Source organism: Methylobacterium sp. Gmos1 (assembly GCF_053764715.1).
The window spans coordinates 1-16740 of the sequence record NZ_JBSNCC010000026.1 but is presented as its reverse complement, the minus strand read 5'-3'; the positions used below and the strand labels follow the sequence as shown (position 1 = coordinate 16740).

Here is a 16740-nt window from a genome sequence, read left to right as displayed (position 1 = left end):
AGGATTCATGACCAGAACGCCCGAGACCGCGTCGTCCTACCGCCCCGACGCCCTGCGGCTGCCGCCCCGGGGGCACGGGTGGATCAACACCTTTTGGGTCCTGTTCGGCGTGGTGGCGCTCGGAGGCATCCTGGTCGCCTGCGCGGTCTACACGGCGCCGGCGGTGATCTCGGACTGGCAAGTCCGCGCGGCGGCGAAAGCCGCCCCCGACGCCCGCGTGAGCGAGGGCAAGTGCAGCGCCAAGCTCGTCATCCACATCTGCGACGCGACCCTCGCCCTGCGAACGCCCACCGGAACGGTGACGCGGCGGGTGAACTACGTCTTCACCGGCCTACATGCCGGCGACTACCGCGTCGGGGTGATGGCCGACCCGGCCCGGCCGGACCTCGTCACCACCGATCTCGGCCTCGACCGGCTGTGGAACCGGACGATCACCCTTCTGGTGGGCATGGGTGCGATCACGGCCTGCATCTTCGGGGCGCTGCTCTCGCTCCTCCGCAATCGGCGCACGGCATAATCCCGGCAATGGCTGCTCGCGACGGCGAAAATCGGTCTGCACGGCGCACGCCCTGTTGAGCGCTGAAAGATGCGGCAGCTTGGCTCTCATCGGGCGCGTCCGATGAGACGTTCATCATGGGGAGTTCGAACACATGATCATCTGGTCAGGTTGGGGCATGCTCTCGGCCCTCATCGCGGCCGCGGGCCTTGTCGGCAGCGTGCTCCTCGATCCGGCGCTCGCGCGCATCGGGATCCCGACGCCGACCGGGGTCGTCCTCGTCTGGGTCGTCGCCGCAGCGTTCAACTGGTGGCTCGGTACCCGGCTCAACAATCGCCCAGGTCGCGAACTCGTCGATCCGCGCACGGGACAGATCGTAATCCTGCGTGGGCGCCACACCCTGTTCTGGATCCCGATGCAGTACTACTCCGTGCTCATGGTGCTGCTCGGCGCCCTTTCGGTGCTCGGCGCCATGCATGGCGGCTCTCCCGGGCGCAAAGCCGGCCAAGCCGCACGAGCCCATGCCCCCGCTGCTGGCGTTCCGCTCCGCGTCGCTTTGACGGACACGACGCCCCCCAAATGGCCCCGCGGGTGCCGTAAGGTCGCATGGACTTCGGCGAGCGTCTGAGGCTGGAAGCGTGCGATCCGCATCTCGCCTCCCCGAACGCTGGTTCAACCTCGTTCTCTGGCTCATCGCCCTCGCGTTCGCGATCTTCCTGATCGGCTTGGGCTCGCTCGTAGTCGGCGACCTGCCGCAAGTCGAGCAGCGCTACAGCCTGGAACAGTTCCTCGATCGTGATCCGGCTGCGGCATCGGCCGAGACTCTGAAGCGGCTTCAGCGCGAGCAGGAGGACGTTGGTCGCCGGGTCGAGCAAGCCCGCCTCGCCCTGGAGGCGGCGCAGTCAGCCTCCCGCGCCGCCCGCGAAACCTTCGGCAATTGGCTGCAGACCCGCGATGCAACCCAACGCGTCGATCATGATCCAGGCTTGCTCGCACGTACGGAGCAGCTGGACCGGCTCAAGGCGGGCGAGCGCGCGGTGGAAGAGCAGCTCGACGGGCTGAACAGGTCGATGCTTGCGCTCGCAGACCAGGAGACGGAGCAGCAGCGGGTCGAAAAGGCGCTTCGTGCCGCCGCCCAAAACAGGCTCGATGCCGCCGAGCGGGAACAGGAACTGCGGGTCTTCGCCTATCGCTTGGTGCTTACACTGCCGCCGCTCGCGCTCGCGGGCTGGCTCCTGATGAAGCGGCGGCACACGCGCAACTGGCCCTGGGATTGCCCCGGATCGGGTTCTTGCTCACTTTGCGTGGATGGCGGTGGATCGCCTCGGGCCGATGATGGTCTGATCCGCCCTCCCCATCGTGGGAGGCATGAACATTCCCTTCGCCATCCCCGAGTGCCGCGTTGCGCATCTCGTCGAACGACACGACGATCACCTCGTCGTCCCGGTGCGACTGGAGGCAGCCACAAGCTGCTGCCCAGAGTGCGGGCAGGCGAGCCGGTCCGTCCATAGCCGCTACCACCGCCATCCCGCCGATCTGCCGCTGTCAACATCGCAGACCAAGCTCCGCATCGAGGTGCGGCGGTTCTACTGCCTCAACCCGACCTGCCGACGCCGCACCTTCGCGGAGACGCCTACGGACCTCCTCGCACCGCACGCCCGGCGCACGCGGCGGCTTGGCGAGGCGCAGGCCAGGGTCGGCCTCGTCTGCGGCGGTGCAGGCGGCGCGCGTCTTCTCGCGCACCTCCACATGCCGGCAAGCCGCGCGACCGTGCTGCGGCTCGTCACCCGCATGCCGATGCCCGACACGCCGGCTCCCATTCGGGTCGGCATCGACGACTGGGCGATCAGGAAGGGCAGCCGTTACGGCACGATCGTCGTCGACCTCGACCGTCACCGCGTCATCGATCTCCTCCCGGATCGCACGGCACCCACGCTGGCCGGCTGGCTCGAACGGCACTCCGGCGTCGAACTCGTCGCCCGGGATCGCTCGACCGAGTATGCCCGAGGTGCAAGCCTCGGCGCTCCCCAGGCGCAACAGGTCGCCGATCGCTGGCACCTGCTCACCAACCTGCGGCAGGCCGTCGAACGCTGGCTCCACGGTGCCCATGCCCGGTTGCGCAGCCTGCCGCTCCTCCCTGGCTCGACCGCTCGTCCCGCCCGGCGCAACCGCGCCTTTGCCCGCTCTGCGACGGAGTTGGAAGCGGGGGCACAGAGCCGAATGCGATGGCAGGCTGTCTACGACGAGGTCCGTCGTCGGCACGCCGGCGGGGAGCCCCTGCTCGCGATCGCCCGTGCCCTGGGGCTGGCTCGTGCGACGGTGCGCAAATATGCGAGCGCCGAAGCGTTCCCGGCGCGGTTGCCTCACGGTGCCGGGCCGAGCCTGCTTGATCCGCACGTCGCATACTTGGCGGAGCGGATCGACGAGGGCTGCGAGAACGCGATGGCCCTGTGGCGCGAGATCCGGGAACGGGGCTACCCGGGGACGAGCCGGCAAGTGCATCGCTTCGTCGCCGAGCGCCGAACGAGGTCGGTTCGATCAGGCCGTAAGGCCCGCAGTGCCAAAGCTTCCGCTTCGGAGCCGCCTGGATCGGAAGCCCCGTTGCCGCCAGCACGGCATCTGGCGTGGCTGCTCGTGCAGCCGACCTCGGTGTTGGATGAGAGCGAAGCGGCTGTGGTGAGCCGCGTCGAGCAGGACGACACCGCGCAGGCCGTCACGGGACTGGCCCGCCGCTTCACCGCACTCGTGCGCGCCGCCGGGAAGGGCAAGCCTGTGGCCGATGATCAGGACGCCGCTGCAGACATCGAGGCTTGGATCACGAAGGCCCGGACCTGTGAGGCTTCTGCGATTGCGACGTTCGCCTTGGGATTAGAGGCGGACATCGCTGCCGTCCGGGCTGCTCTCATGGAGCCATGGAGTAGCGGCCAGGCTGAAGGCCAGATCAACCGGCTCAAGCTCATCAAGCGCCAGTGCTACGGACGGGCAGGCCTCGATCTCCTGAAGCGCCGCATGGTTCTTGCCGCCTGATCCACGCAAAGTGAGCAAGAACCACAGAAACGGGGCAATCCCAATCCCAGTTGTCAGCAGTGGCGGGGCCTTCATCTGGCCCCGCGCACGAACTCACGCATTCTCGTTGCCCAAGCAGACGTCGCCCTGGATCGGCACTCCTCAGGGCAAGCGCAGTGCAACCCTGTGAACATCTCGCTGCTGGTTCCATGCGCCAAGCTTACACGAATGAGCGCGGAGGCTTTAGCAAGGCTGGCGAAGCTTGAAGATCCGGTCTTGGGGTACGAGTTGCCGTTCGGACGACCCTGACGGCAAGTCTGCAATTGACGCATAACCGACACGGAGTATTGGAGAGTATTCCTCAACAACAATCTGAGGTGCTTCCGTTCATTCGAAAAATGTCTTTGCCTTGATGCTAGTGATAGATAAGCGTCTATGAAGCTCTTTGAGGTTATGGCGGTCCGTCGCTGTTCCTGGCGAGCCAGGACATCCTTCAGCTGCTGTGCTGATCGACCTGGGCGACAGCAGCAGAGCCTTCCAGGGCTATGCTGCTACCATGAGCCGCGAACGCACAGAGATGTCGAGGGCCCGCAGCGAGCAGCATCAAAGGGCGTCGGAGCGCCGGTATGACCCGCCGAGGGGAGGGCGCCCGGCACTGATGCGCCAGGAGCGCCGTACAGCGCGCTCAAGAAGACCCTGCTTCATGCATGCTGCTGTACTGCCTCGTCGGCCCTGGAGCATCCCAGGACCAGCACGACAATTTCAACTTCCGGTAGCAGCCTGCTGGCGGTCGAGCGGCGTCAAGAGTGTCGAGTGTGACTACGTATCTCGAATCTCGTCGGCAATAGAGATGGAATCGAGCCCGAAGAAGTCGCAGATCGCGCCGACTTGCGCGGCCAGCATATGGGATCCGGAATGCGTCGCGCAGCCGCGGGCAGCCGCGCGCGCCAGGAAGGGCGTCACTTCCGGCTTGAGCACGATATCGACGGCGACGGTCCGGCTGTCCATTCGATCTAGCTCGACCGGAAAAGCATCTCCGGACTTCATGCCGAGCGACGTACAGTTGACCACCATGTCCATGCCGGCCGGGTCGCGGTCATCGGCATGGATGGGCAGGTCTGGGTGACTCTCACCGATGCGTCGGGCCAGATCCGCTGCGCGGACGGGATCGACGTCGAAAAGGTGCAGGGCGCCAGGACGCTGCTCGGCGACGGCAAACGCGATGGCGGTGCCGGCGCCGCCGCACCCGACGATCAGGATGGAACGGCCGGCGATCGTGAAGCCGCGCCCGTGCAGCCCGCCGACGAAGCCGGCGCCATCGAAGTTCTCACCGAGAAGCCGGCCGTCGGGCAGGCGGCGGACGGCGTTGACGGCCCCCATGCGACGCGCCGTCGGCCCGAGTTCGTCGACGAACCGCAGAACATCGATCTTGTGCGGCACGGTGAGGACGAGCCCGTCGAGGTTGGCGACGGTCCACAACCCTTTGAACGCCGTCTCCAGGTCCGCAGGCGGTACCCGCATCGGAACGAGCACGCAGGGTACGCCGCGGCGGCGGAACTCGGCATTGAACAGCGCCGGCGATCCGGCCTGCGCGATCGGATCGCCCAGGATCGCGAAGAGGCGCGTCTCGCCCGTGAGGGGCAATGGCAGGCCGGGCGCCGCCGGCACGACGCGTTCAGGCGACACCGCGGACCGCCATGATCGCGCTCATCCGGGCTGCGGCCTGTGCCGGGTCGAGCAGCAGACCCGCCCGGTCGGCCAGGCGGAACGCCTCGGCGAGGTGGAGGGTCGAGCGCGCACCTTCCTGCGCCCCGAGCATGGTGAAATGGTCCTGGTGACCGTTTAGGTAGGCGAGGAAGACGATGCCGGTCTTGTAGTACTGGGTCGGGCTGCGGAAGATGTGCCGCGCGAGCGGCAGCGTCGGCGCGAGCTGCGCGAGGAACCGCGAGCGGTCCCCCTCGGCGAGCCGGACGAAGGCGGAGGACGCGACCGGCGCGATCGCCGCGAAGGCGCCGAGCAGCGCGTCCGAATGGCCCTCGGCGTCGCCCGCGATAAGTTCGGGGTAGTTGAAATCGTCGCCCGTATACATGCGGACCCCCGCCGGAAGCCGGCGGCGCATGGCGATTTCCTTGTCCTTGTCGAGCAGCGAGATCTTGATGCCGTCGACCTTGTCGGCATGCGTGCCGATGACGTCCAGCGCGACTTGCATCGCGTCGTCGACGGCGTCATGCCCCCAGTAGCCGGCCAGCGCCGGGTCGAACATCGGCCCGAGCCAATGCAGCACGACGGGTGCGCGGGCCTGCCGCAGCAGCCGCTCGTAGACCGCGGCGTAATCGTCGGGACCGCGGGCGACGCGGACCAGCGCGCGCGACGCCATGACGATCAGCTGGCTGCCGGCGCCCTCGATCGCCTCGGCCTGCTCCTCGTAGGCCCGCACGACGTCGTCGAGCGAGCGGACATCCTGCACCGCGAGCTGATCGGTGCCGCAGCCGGAGGCGAGGCGGGCGTCCGGGCGCGACCGGGCGAGCTCGGCGGAGCGCCGGATGAGCGCGAGCGCGTCCGGCCAGCCGAGCCCCATGCCGCGCTGCGCGGTATCCATCGCCTCCGCGACCCCGAGCCCGAGGTCCCACAGGGATGCGCGGAACGCGAGCGTGCGCTCCCAGTCGATCTGCGATCGGTTGAAGGGATCTGTCTCGGCGAGGGGATCAACTACCACGTGGGCCGCCGCGTACACGACGCGGTTGAACGCGCGGGGCGGCGGGACCGGCGCGACGGGGCGCCCCGAGAGTCGGTAGGCCTCGACGCTGCGATCCGGACGGGGCAGCAGAACCGTCGGCGCGTCCACGGCGTTGCTCACCATGCTCATCGGCCCGCTCCCGTTCCTGCCGGGACCCCGCCCTCCGGCGACAGCCGCGGATGCGGCGCGCGTGTGCGGCCCGCGAGCGTCGCGGCGAGTCCCATCGGTCCGGGCCTAAACAGCCGCGCGTCCATCGTCCGGAGATCGTCCGCGACATGAGGCCGGAAGTTCATCTGGCCGAGAACATCCCGTTCGAGATCCATGCCCGGTGCGATCTCGATGAGTTCCAGCCCACGTTCGCCCGTCTGGAACACCGCTCGTTCGGTCACGAACATCGTCGTCTGGCCGCGCTCGCGCGCATAGCGGCCGTTATAGGAGACCTGCTCCAGCTCAGGGACGAACTTGCGGTGCTTGCCCTCCTGGACGATCACGAGGCGCCCGTCGTCGGCCGCGACCTTCAGGCCGCCCGCCGTCAACGTGCCGCCGAACACCATCTTGCGGGCGTTCTGACTGATGTTGACGAAGCCGCCGATGCCGACGACCCGGCCCGCGAACCGGCTGATGTTCACGCTGCCCTGTGGATCGACCTCGACGGCGGAGAGGAACGCGATGTCGAGCCCGCCGCCGTCGTAGAAGTCGAACTGGTAGGGCTGGTCGATCATCGCCCAGTAGTTGCGCCCGGCGCCGGCGTCGAGCCCGCTCGCCGGGGCACCGCCGATCAGCCCCTGCTCGTTGGTGAGCACGATGGCGTCGAGGATTCCCTCCTCGGCCGCGACCAGGCCGATGCCGGTACAGATCCCGGAGCCGATGTTGCAGATCGCGCCGGGCGCGAGCTCCATCGCCGCGCGGCGAGCCACGATCTTGCGCTCGTCGAGCGGCAGGCTCGGAAACGAGTCGAGGGGGATGCGCACCTCCCCCGCGAAGCTCGGATCGTACGAGGTCTGGTAGGTCTGGGCCTGATCGGGCACGACGACGACGGCGTCGACGAGCATGCCTGGGACCTTGACGGCCTTGCCCGGCAGGGTGCCGCGGCGCGCGAGCCGCTTGACCTGGACGATCACGAGGCCGCCGCAAGCCCGCGTCGCCTGCGCCATCGACAGCATGTCGCCGAAGATGGCTTCGTGCTCCATCGAGATGTTGCCGTCCTCGTCCGCCGTCGTGCCGCGCAGGAACGCGACGTCGACGTGGAACGGCTTGTAGTAGAGCCACTCGCGGCCCTTCATTTCGACGAGCTCGACGAGGTCCTCCGTCGACCGGGCGCTCTGCCGGCCGCCGGCCTGCCGGGGATCGACGAAGGTGTGCAGCCCGACATGCGTGATGAGCCCCGGCCGTCCGGCCGCGATCTCGCGGGTGAGCTGGGACAGCGCGCCCTGCGGCAGCGTGTAGGCTTCGATCTCGTTGCGGGCGGCCATGGCGGCGACCGAGGGGGCGTCGACGATGGTGCCGCACACGATCCGCTTGAGGAGGCCCGGATGCGCGAAGCGCGAGGCGCCGCGCTCGCCGCGATCCCCGAGACCGACCGGATGGATCGAGGTGATGTCGCGCGGCGCGCGCTCCGCGAGGAAGCGCCGCTCGACCGCCTCGATCAGCCCTTCCGGGACGGCGTGACCCGAGCCCGAACCGCCGATGAGTACCGTGTCCCCGTCGCGAACGAGCGCGGCGGCCTGGCTTGCCGTGATGACCTTCACTGGAATTTCCGTCCGCAACCAATCCGCTCCAGTGGTACCCTTACTTACTAATAAGTCAAGCATGCCGGCGTCAGGTCGGCGCGGGGGCGCTCGCCTGGAACGATCGTGGGGCGGTCGGCGCCGTCGGCTTCACGAGGTAGAGGTCGAGCATCACGCGCTCGAAGGCCCCGAAGAACTGCTCCAGCCGCTCGAAGCTGCCGGCATCCTGGGTGAAGACGGACGAGCTGTTGACGAGGTTGACCACGAGCAGGGCAAGGTCCTCCCGCGGCGCGTCCTTCACGAGTTCGCCCGTGGCGGCCGCGTGAGCGAAAGCTTGGTCGATGGCCGCGTGGACGGTGATGGTGAACGACGCGAGGCTAGCCCGGGCGGCGGGGCTGAGCACGTCGCTGTCGAGGCGAAGGCGGCCGATCAGGCTCCAAGGGCGCCCGCTCACCTTTCCCCGGTTGAACCGGCGATAGCGCTCGTGATTGTACGCCACGACGCTGCGCAGCTTGTCCGGCAGCGACCGGTTCTCGTCGAGCCAGATGGCTCGGTGACGAGCCCCGGTCTCCTCGACGTAGTCGGCGACGATTTCCTCCACCAGCTGCTGCTTGCTGCCGAAATGATAGTGGATGTTGGTCGTCGTGATGTCGCAGCGCTCGGCAACGTCACGGAAACTCATCCCGTGGAATCCGTGCTTGATCAGCAGTTCCGTCGCGACCTTCTTGATCTTGTCGCGCATGCCGGTGCGGGCGAGCGGCGCTCGCACCTTGGGTGTGGACGGCATCGCTTCCCCCGGGTTGCCATCGATCCGACCGGAGACTTGCGGCGATGCCGAAGGGTGGTCAAGCGAGGGCGCGACGTGACATCAACAGCATCGACTCGCCCTCCTGCACGGTGTCGCCGTTCTGCTTGACGATCCGCATTGCCAGGGTGGCGATCCCGCGCTCCGGCCGCTTCGTGGCCCGCACGGCAGCCACGGCGATCCGGACGGACATCCGGTCGCCGATGAGGAGGGGGGCCCGGAACGACCAGTTCCAGCTCAGCGTGGCGACACCGAGGAGGCGGACGGGCGAGCGCGTCTTCAAGCCGTCCGCAAGCGACAGGCCGAGAAGGCCGTGCGCGATCCGCCCGGGAAAGCCTTCGCGCCGGGCGAACTCGTCGTCCATGTGCACGTCGAACAGGTCGCCCGAGAGGCCGGCGAAGCCGACCACGTGTGCCTCCGTGACCGTCACGCCGGCGGTCTCGTACCAATCGCCCTGCGCCAGGTCGTCGTAACCGTACTCGCCCGGTGCGAGCCGGCGTCCCGCGCCGCCCTCGAATGTCGCGTCCATGGCACCTCTCCCTTACTTGCCGATCAGTAATTAGAGCGTTGACGTTCGTGTGCGTCAACGCCTATTTAGGTGGCAACACCCCAAACGGGGCGACGAACAAACGGACGGCTTCGTCCGTCCATCAGGGAGGCGCGCTTGGCCACGGTCGGCATCGTTGGGGTCCGCAAATCGTACGGCGCGACGCCGATCATCCGCGGCGTCTCGATCGACATTCAGGATGGGGAGTTCGTGATCCTGGTCGGTCCGTCGGGCTGCGGGAAATCGACCCTGCTGCGCATGATCGCGGGGCTTGAGAACATCACGGCGGGCGAGATCCGGATCGGCTCGCGCGTCGTCAACGCGGTGCCGCCCAAGGAGCGCGACATCGCCATGGTGTTCCAGAACTACGCGCTCTACCCGCACATGACGGTGAAGGACAACATGGCCTTCTCTCTCAAGCTGAGGAAGGCCGCCAAGGAGGAGATCGAGAGCCGGGTCGGCCGCGCCGCCGCGATCCTCGGCCTCGAGAAGCTCCTCGACCGCTACCCGCGCCAGCTGTCGGGCGGCCAGCGCCAGCGCGTCGCGATGGGGCGGGCGATCGTGCGCGATCCCCAGGTATTCCTGTTCGACGAGCCGCTGTCGAACCTCGACGCCAAGCTGCGCGTGGCGATGCGGGCCGAGATCAAGGAGCTGCACCAGCGGCTGCGCACCACCACGGTCTACGTCACCCACGACCAGATCGAGGCCATGACCATGGCCGACAAGATCGTGGTGATGCATGACGGCGTGGTCGAGCAGGTCGGCGCGCCGCTCGAACTGTACGACCGGCCCGACAACATGTTCGTGGCCGGCTTCATCGGCTCGCCGGCGATGAACTTCCTGAAGGGCAAGGTGGCGGATGACACCTTCCGCACTGACAGCGGCCTGACCCTGCCGCTGCCGACCCGCGGGGCGCGCCCCGCCGACGGCATGCCGGCGGTGTACGGCCTGCGGCCGGAGCACGTGCGCCTGGCCGAGGGCGGCGTGCCGGTGGAAGTGGCGGTGGTGGAGCCGACCGGCTCCGAGACGATGGTGCTGGTGCGCCCGCCGGGCGGCGGCGCCAAGGACATCGCCAACGAGGTCGCGCGAGACATCGCCTGCGTGTTCCGCGAGCGAATCGGCGCCGGCCCGGGCGAGCGGATCGGCATCACCGCCGATCCCGCCCTCGTCCACCTGTTCGACGCCGAGAACGGACGGCGCCTCGGAGCGTTCCCGGGATAGGTCTGTTGACTTATCGACAAGTAAGTTTAGCGTTCGTGACAGAGGCAGGCGAGTGCTGGTCCGGAACCCGGTCCGTCCTCGCGCCGCAACCAAATCTCAGGGGATGGAACGATGACCGGCGAGTGGTTCGAGACACGGCGCGGTGCAGGCCGCCGGCTGTGCCGAGCGGCGGCAGCCCTCGCGCTGACCGCGGCCATCGGCCTGGTGGGCAGCCACTCCGCCTCGGCGCAGTCTCAGACGTTGACGATCAACACGGATCGCAGCGGCGCCGGCCAGAAGGCGGCAATGACGAAGATTGCGTCCGAGTTCGAGGCCAAGAATCCCGGCGTCAAGGTCGCAATCAATTTCAGCGACGTCGAATCCTACAAGACGTCGATCCGGAACTTCCTGGTCACGACGCCGCCGGATGTCGCCTTCTGGTTCACGGGCGCCCGCATGCGCACCTTCACCAAGCGCAATTTGTTCGAGGACCTGACCGGGTTCTTCGCCGAGCAGAAGCTCGACGAGCCGATGAAGCCGTTTCTCGCCGCCGTATCGGACGGCGACAAGCGCATGATGATGCCGACGAACTTCACGACCTGGGGGTTCTACTACAATAAGGAGCTCTTCAAAAAAGCCGGCGTCGAACCGCCCAAGACGTGGGCCGATCTTATGGCCGCTGCCGCCAAGCTGAAGGCGGCCGGCCTCATCCCGTTCACGATCGGCACGCGTGACCTGTGGGCGAACGATCTCTGGTTCGACTATCTCGACCTGCGCGAGAACGGGCTCGATTTCCACATGCGGCTCATGGACGGGAAGGAGTCCTACACCGATCCGCGCGTCAAGAAGGTCTTCTCGCTCTGGGCCGAGCCGGTGACGAAGGGCTATTTCCTGGAGAATGCAAGCTCCTACGGCTGGCAGGAGGCGATCCCGCTGCTGTCCCAGGGCCGGGCGGCGATGTACCTGCTCGGGCCCTACGTCCTGACCTCGCTTCCCGCCGAGCTGCACGACAAGATCGGCTTCTTCCCGTTCCCCACCGTCAATCCCGCGGTGCCGAACTACGAGGAACTGTCCGTCAACGGTGTTGCCATCCCGAGCGGAGCCAAGAACAAGGCGCTCGCCCGCCAGTTCCTCGCCTTCCTGGCGCAGCCTGACAACATCGCGGCCTTCGCCAAGGCTGGCGCCGTGCTGCCGGCCCGCACGGACGTTACGCTGGACGATCCGTTCTCGGCGTCGCAGGTCGAGCTAGCGAAGGCCGCGAAGGGCTCGTCGCAGTTCTACGATCGGGACACCGATCCGGAGATGGCGCAGATCGGCATGAAGGGCTTCCAGGAATTCCTCGCCAATCCCGATCGGTCCGACGCCATCCTGCAACGGCTCGAAGCGGCCCGGGCGCGGATCTTCAAATGAGCATCCGATCGAACGCCATTCAGTCGATCGCCCGCAAGGTTCGGCTGCCGGTCCAGGCCCGGCAACGGGAGGCCGCGGGCGGTGACTGGCTCACGCCCACCCTCCTGCTCGCCCTGCCGCTCGGCCTCTTCCTGCTGCTGATCATCGGGCCGATCGTGCAGAGCATCGCGATCAGCCTCTACGACTGGGACGGCACGGGTCCGGCGAAGTGGGTCGGCTTGGGCAATTACAGCGAGCTTTTCCACGACCCGCAATTCTACGTTTCCCTGAAGAACAACGTGATCTGGTTGGTTCTTTTCCTGCTCGCACCGGTGATCGGACTCGCCCTCGCGCTGTTCCTGAACCAGAACCTCGCCGAGATGCGGCTGATCAAGTCGCTCTTCTTCATGCCGTTGGTGCTCGCGCATGTCATCATCGGCGTCGTCTTCACATGGTTCTACGATCCGAGCTTCGGCATCCTGGCGATCGCCTTCAGGGCGATCGGCTTGCCGGCGCCGGCGATCCTGTCGAACGAGGCCTTCGTCACCTTCGGCATCATCGCGGCCGCACTGTGGGCGCAGGTGGCCTTCTGCCTGGTGCTGTTCCTCGCAGGGCTGTCGCAACTCGACGGCGAGATGATCGCCGCGGCCCGCCTGGACGGCGCCGAACGCTGGTCGCTGTTCCGGCACATCGTCCTTCCCCAGCTCCGGCCCGTCGCCTTCGTGGCGACGATCATCACGATCATCATGTCCCTGAGGAACTTCGACATGATCGCGGTCATGACGCAGGGAGGGCCTTACGGAAGCTCGACCGTGCTCGCCTACCAGATGTTCGACGCGACCATCTTCAGCTATCGCGCCGGCTACGGCGCGGCAATCGCCACGGTCCTGTTCGCCATCATGAGCGTCTACATCGCCGTCTTTCTCCGCCACTCCCTGAAGCAGGAGGCTCGGGAGCGCTGATGTATCCGACCCCGATCCAACTCGCCCCCGCGCCGACGCAGGCCGCCTACCGGGTGCTGCTCTACGCCGTGCTCGTTGTCTGGATGGCGCCGCTCATCGCCATCATGATGACGGCGATACGCTCGCAGAGCGACCTGCTCGCCGGCAACTACTGGGGCCTGCCGACGGCGTTCTCGCTCTCCGCGAACGTTCGCGAGGTGTTCACGACCTCGCCGATGGGAATCTTCTTCATCAACAGCCTGATCGTGACCTGTGTCACTGTCGCGTCGGTCCTAGTGCTCAGTACGATGGCGGCGGTCGCGCTAGCCAAGTACCGGTTCCCTGGTCGCACCGCGCTGTTCGCGATGTTCATCGCGGGCAATTTTGTGCCGTATCAGATCCTGATGATCCCGGTGCGCGATCTCGTCCTGCACCTCGGCGCCTACGACACGGTGTGGGGTCTGATCCTCTTCCATACGGCGTTCCAGACCGGCTTCGCGACGCTGTTCATGCGCAATTTCATCGTCGCCCTTCCCGACGAATTGTTCGAGTCCGCGCGGCTGGAGGGCGCGAACGAGTTCCAGATCATCACCAAGATCATCGTGCCGCTGCTGCGGCCGGCCCTCGCGGGCCTGTCAGTCCTGCTCTTCACCTTCGTCTGGAACGACTATTTCTGGGCATTGGTCCTCGTGCAGAGCGACGCGGCCAAGCCTTTGACGCTCGGTCTCGCCGGCTTGAAGGGAGAGTGGCTGACGGCATGGAACCTGATCTCAGCCGGTGCGATCCTGGCTGCGATACCGCCGGTTGCCTTGTTCTTCCTCATGCAGAAGCACTTCGTGGCCGGCTTGACCGTGGGAGCGGTGAAGTCGTGAGCATGACGCCAGCAACCCAGTCGGCGCAGCGGTCGCTCACGGCAGCCGACTGCTCCATCAATACTGCGACCCTCGGGCACGCGGAACCGATCGGCACCGTTATCGAGCGCGTCGCCAAGCACGGCTTTGGCGGCATCTCGCCCTGGCGACGCGATCTCGAGGGGCACGACGTTCGGACGGTCGCGCGGCAGATCCGCGATGCGGGCCTTTCCGTGAGCGGCTATTGCCGCAGCACCTACTTGACCGGAGCGAGCCGGGCCGAGAGGCAGCAAGCCCTTCGAGAGAACCGGCAGGCGATCGAGGATGCGGCCGCGCTCGGATCGGCGTGCTTCGTCCTCGTCGTCGGCGGTCTTCCGGCCGGCTCGCGCGACCTCGCCGATGCGCGACGACAGGTCGAGGGCGGAGTGGCCGATCTCTTGGAGCATGCACGATCGGTCGGTGTGCCTCTCGCGCTTGAACCTTTGCACCCGATGTACGCGGGTGATCGCTCCTGCCTCACGAGTCTTGCTGAGGCAATGGCCCTTTGTGAGAGGTTGGATAGGCACGGTATCGGCGGTCTTGGCGTCGCCGTGGATGCTTATCACGTTTGGTGGGACTGGCGGGTCTCACAGGAGATCCGGGCTGCCTCCGGTCGCCTGCTGGCATTCCACGTATGCGACTGGCTTGTCCCAACGCGCGATATGCTCCTGGATCGCGGCTTGATGGGGGACGGGGTTATCGACTTGAAAGCGTTGAGGTCGGCAGTTGAGGAAGCTGATTTCAACGGCATGATCGAAATTGAGATTTTCTCTGAAGAGATCTGGCGGTGGGACCCGGAAACCATACTGAGTCGATGCGTCGAACGTGTATCCACCGCTTGTTGAATCGGCGCTCCAGTCATAGAAATTGATTCATTAATGTACGTTGATGTTGCCACAGGATGAGCGGCGACCTTTGCGGCCAACGTTACAGGCGAGCAAGTCCGATGTCGCCCAGCGGGGAAGAAAATACTGCAGGGAGCCTTGTGAGAGGGTCGCACGAGCGGCGACACCAGTGTGACACCGCGTGCTGGGGTAGGGGAGGGCGACCAGTGCAAAGTCACGCCGGGAGCGTCGCACAGCCCCTTTCACGCATCCCCCTTTCCAGGGATGCATCTGAACCGTCGCGGCGGTCCTGGGGCATCCTGACCCCAGTCCGATGACGGCCCCGATGGCGCACGGCCAAACACCAGACAAGCGAACTGTTGACCCAATGCGGCCCCTCCTTGAGTCAACTTCAAATGTCCGGTTCTTCGAAATTTCCGGACATTTGATTTTCACGACATGCTGTCATGACACCAGCTGTCACGCTGTGGTCTCATGTCAAAGGCGTCACTCGAGGCTGGTTCGAGCGGCGTGAGGATGGTCGGCAGCGCTGCCATCCAGGACCGCCGTCTCGACAGGCCCCGCCAGCCACCCTCAATCGTCTATGGCCCCGGTCTCATATAGCCGCCATTTTCCCTTCGCCGTAATCACCAGCTAGATCACTATCAGCGTGGACGTCGACGGCGAGAGCACTCCCTTCGTGCATCGCCGAATAGGTCCTCCGGCCGGGGAGGCCGACGGTGGCTGAAGTCTTGCCGCTCTCGGCTCGATAGATTCCTGCGGCCCCAACGATCACCTCGGCATGTCGCCTTTACAGGCCGCGTAACATCCTCTCCTGCCTTGCTCGGACTTCCGGCGAAGGATCGACTCACGGCGTCGCATCGGTCGACAAGGCGATGGTCTTCTGCGCCCGCAGGGCGGCCAAGCGCTCGGTAAGCGCTTTCTCGATCATCGCGTAGGCATCGCCGCCAAGCGCGATTCGCCTCGGTGCCGGGTCGATGTCCACGCTGTCGACGATGACTTGAACCATCTTGGCCACGTCACCCCTCGCGGCGGCTGGAGTCGAGAGCATCGTGCGCAGCGCGCCGATCGGCGTGCTCCGGTACGCCTCCACGTCCGCGCCGAGCAGCGTTCCGGCCGCCGCCCGGAAGGCGGTGCGTGCGGCACCGGGTTCGACGATCGTCACTCCGATGCCGAGCGAGGCAACCTCGGCCGCGATCGAATCGAAGAACCCCTCCAACCCCCACTTGCTCGCGTGATAGAGGGAGGCGCCCGGGTGAGTGGCCTGGCCGCCATAGGTCGACATCGCTATCAGGCGTCCGCCGCCTTGTCGGCGCAGATGCGGCAAGGCCGTCCTGACGACGTGGATCGGCCCAACCAGATTGGTCTTGATCTGGCGCGCAATCTGCTCATCGCTCAGACCTTCGACCGCCCCGAACTGGCCGTAGCCGGCATTGTTCACGACTACGTCGATCCGACCGAGGTCGTGGAAGGCACGATTCACCACCTCGGCGATCGCGTCGGTGTCCGTCAGATCGAGCCGTGCGGTCCAGAAGCGCGTGCCGTATCGGGCCGTCAGGTCGGCGACCATGTCCGGGCGCCGCACGGTGCCCGCCACGCGCTCCCCACGTGCGAGCAGCCGCTCCGCCATCTCGCGACCAAAGCCACTGGTCACGCCTGTGATGAGCCATGTCCGAACCATTTTTCGCCTCCAGCGTGTGTCGGCACGAATTAGCCTTCCTCACTGCTGGCGATAAGCGGTGCATTGCGGTATGGTCTGGTGGTGTTTGGCCATGAATGATCTGCCGTCACTGACCGAGCTGAGGGCGCTCGCCGCGATTGCGACGCACAGGAGCTTCCGGAAGGCCGCCGACGAGCTGGAAGTGGCGCCGTCGACCCTGAGCCACATGATGAGCGGCCTGGAGGCGCGGCTTGGCACGCGCCTGCTCAATCGAACCACACGCAGTGTCTCGCCGACCCAGGCCGGCGAGCGCCTGGTCGAGCGCCTGCGGCCGATCCTGCACGATCTCCACAGCGCGCTGGCCGAGATCGATGTGAACCGCTCCGGGTTTTTCGGAGGCTGTTTGTCTTGGGTTCAGGCGGCCAGGGCTTGGTCGCCGACGTGGGTATGATAGCGCGCTTCGGCCTCGGCGGGAGGGACGTTGCCGATCGGCGCGA

At 66.5% G+C, this 16740-nt stretch carries 14 protein-coding genes and 2 pseudogenes; 10 read left to right on the top strand and 6 right to left on the bottom strand.

Going from position 1 to position 16740, the window contains the following annotated elements; all coding sequences use genetic code 11:
- Nucleotides 1-7: 7 nt before the first annotated feature.
- The 4 genes and pseudogenes from ACS5PV_RS29235 to ACS5PV_RS29220 all read left to right on the top strand — a co-directional run bounded on the left by ACS5PV_RS29235 (nt 8) and on the right by ACS5PV_RS29220 (nt 3523).
- Nucleotides 8-517, top strand: a complete 510-nt coding sequence (locus tag ACS5PV_RS29235; RefSeq protein ID WP_455398843.1) for a hypothetical protein — start codon at nt 8-10, stop codon at nt 515-517.
- A 133-nt stretch (nt 518-650) separates the two neighbouring features.
- Entirely contained in the window at nt 651-1124 is a 474-nt protein-coding gene (locus ACS5PV_RS29230) for a hypothetical protein (RefSeq protein WP_455398842.1), read from the top strand.
- 10 nt (nt 1125-1134) lie between these two features.
- A pseudogene (locus tag ACS5PV_RS29225) lies at nt 1135-1767 on the top strand (serine endopeptidase); the annotation flags it as partial.
- 97 nt (nt 1768-1864) lie between these two features.
- Entirely contained in the window at nt 1865-3523 is a 1659-nt protein-coding gene (locus tag ACS5PV_RS29220; protein WP_455398841.1) for an ISL3 family transposase, read from the top strand.
- 798 nt (nt 3524-4321) lie between these two features.
- Here the strand turns inward: ACS5PV_RS29220 and ACS5PV_RS29215 are convergent.
- The 5 genes from ACS5PV_RS29215 to ACS5PV_RS29195 form a co-directional block, all read right to left on the bottom strand.
- Nucleotides 4322-5188, bottom strand: coding sequence for a shikimate dehydrogenase family protein (locus ACS5PV_RS29215; RefSeq protein WP_455398840.1), 867 nt, complete (start codon nt 5186-5188; stop codon nt 4322-4324).
- A complete protein-coding gene (locus tag ACS5PV_RS29210; protein ID WP_455398839.1) occupies nt 5178-6368 on the bottom strand; it encodes a dihydrodipicolinate synthase family protein in 1191 nt (396 codons plus the stop codon). The genes ACS5PV_RS29215 and ACS5PV_RS29210 overlap by 11 nt, the downstream gene beginning before the upstream one ends.
- On the bottom strand, nt 6365-7987 hold the full coding sequence (locus ACS5PV_RS29205; protein WP_455398838.1) for an acyl CoA:acetate/3-ketoacid CoA transferase: 1623 nt from the start codon (nt 7985-7987) through the stop codon (nt 6365-6367). The genes ACS5PV_RS29210 and ACS5PV_RS29205 overlap by 4 nt, the downstream gene beginning before the upstream one ends.
- A gap of 70 nt (nt 7988-8057) precedes the next feature.
- On the bottom strand, nt 8058-8753 hold the full coding sequence (locus ACS5PV_RS29200; protein ID WP_455398837.1) for a TetR/AcrR family transcriptional regulator: 696 nt from the start codon (nt 8751-8753) through the stop codon (nt 8058-8060).
- Between the two features lie 58 nt (nt 8754-8811).
- The gene (locus ACS5PV_RS29195) at nt 8812-9300 is read right to left on the bottom strand and encodes a MaoC family dehydratase (RefSeq protein WP_455398836.1); all 489 of its coding nucleotides are present in this window, start codon (nt 9298-9300) and stop codon (nt 8812-8814) included.
- Between the two features lie 69 nt (nt 9301-9369).
- Between ACS5PV_RS29195 and ACS5PV_RS29190 the strand changes: the two genes are divergently transcribed.
- The 5 genes from ACS5PV_RS29190 to ACS5PV_RS29170 all read left to right on the top strand — a co-directional run bounded on the left by ACS5PV_RS29190 (nt 9370) and on the right by ACS5PV_RS29170 (nt 14583).
- Nucleotides 9370-10539, top strand: coding sequence for an ABC transporter ATP-binding protein (locus ACS5PV_RS29190; RefSeq protein ID WP_455398835.1), 1170 nt, complete (start codon nt 9370-9372; stop codon nt 10537-10539).
- Nucleotides 10540-10650: 111 nt separating this feature from the next.
- A complete protein-coding gene (locus tag ACS5PV_RS29185; RefSeq protein ID WP_455398834.1) occupies nt 10651-11928 on the top strand; it encodes an ABC transporter substrate-binding protein in 1278 nt (425 codons plus the stop codon).
- Nucleotides 11925-12869 carry a carbohydrate ABC transporter permease gene (locus ACS5PV_RS29180; protein ID WP_455398833.1) on the top strand — a complete coding sequence of 315 codons (945 nt, stop codon included), beginning with the start codon at nt 11925-11927 and terminating at the stop codon, nt 12867-12869. The genes ACS5PV_RS29185 and ACS5PV_RS29180 overlap by 4 nt, the downstream gene beginning before the upstream one ends.
- Nucleotides 12869-13720: a carbohydrate ABC transporter permease gene (locus tag ACS5PV_RS29175; protein WP_455398832.1), complete on the top strand. Its 852-nt coding sequence runs from the start codon at nt 12869-12871 to the stop codon at nt 13718-13720. Before ACS5PV_RS29180 ends, ACS5PV_RS29175 begins: the two co-directional genes overlap by 1 nt.
- A 2-nt stretch (nt 13721-13722) precedes the next feature.
- The gene (locus ACS5PV_RS29170) at nt 13723-14583 is read left to right on the top strand and encodes a sugar phosphate isomerase/epimerase family protein (protein WP_455398893.1); all 861 of its coding nucleotides are present in this window, start codon (nt 13723-13725) and stop codon (nt 14581-14583) included.
- Nucleotides 14584-15430: 847 nt separating this feature from the next.
- On the opposite strand, the gene ACS5PV_RS29165 is transcribed toward ACS5PV_RS29170, so the two are convergent.
- Nucleotides 15431-16264, bottom strand: coding sequence for an SDR family oxidoreductase (locus tag ACS5PV_RS29165; RefSeq protein ID WP_455398831.1), 834 nt, complete (start codon nt 16262-16264; stop codon nt 15431-15433).
- A gap of 91 nt (nt 16265-16355) precedes the next feature.
- Here ACS5PV_RS29165 and ACS5PV_RS29160 point away from each other — a divergent pair.
- Nucleotides 16356-16616 (top strand): annotated as a pseudogene (locus ACS5PV_RS29160) (LysR family transcriptional regulator); the annotation flags it as partial.
- Between the last annotated feature and the right edge of the window lie 124 nt (nt 16617-16740).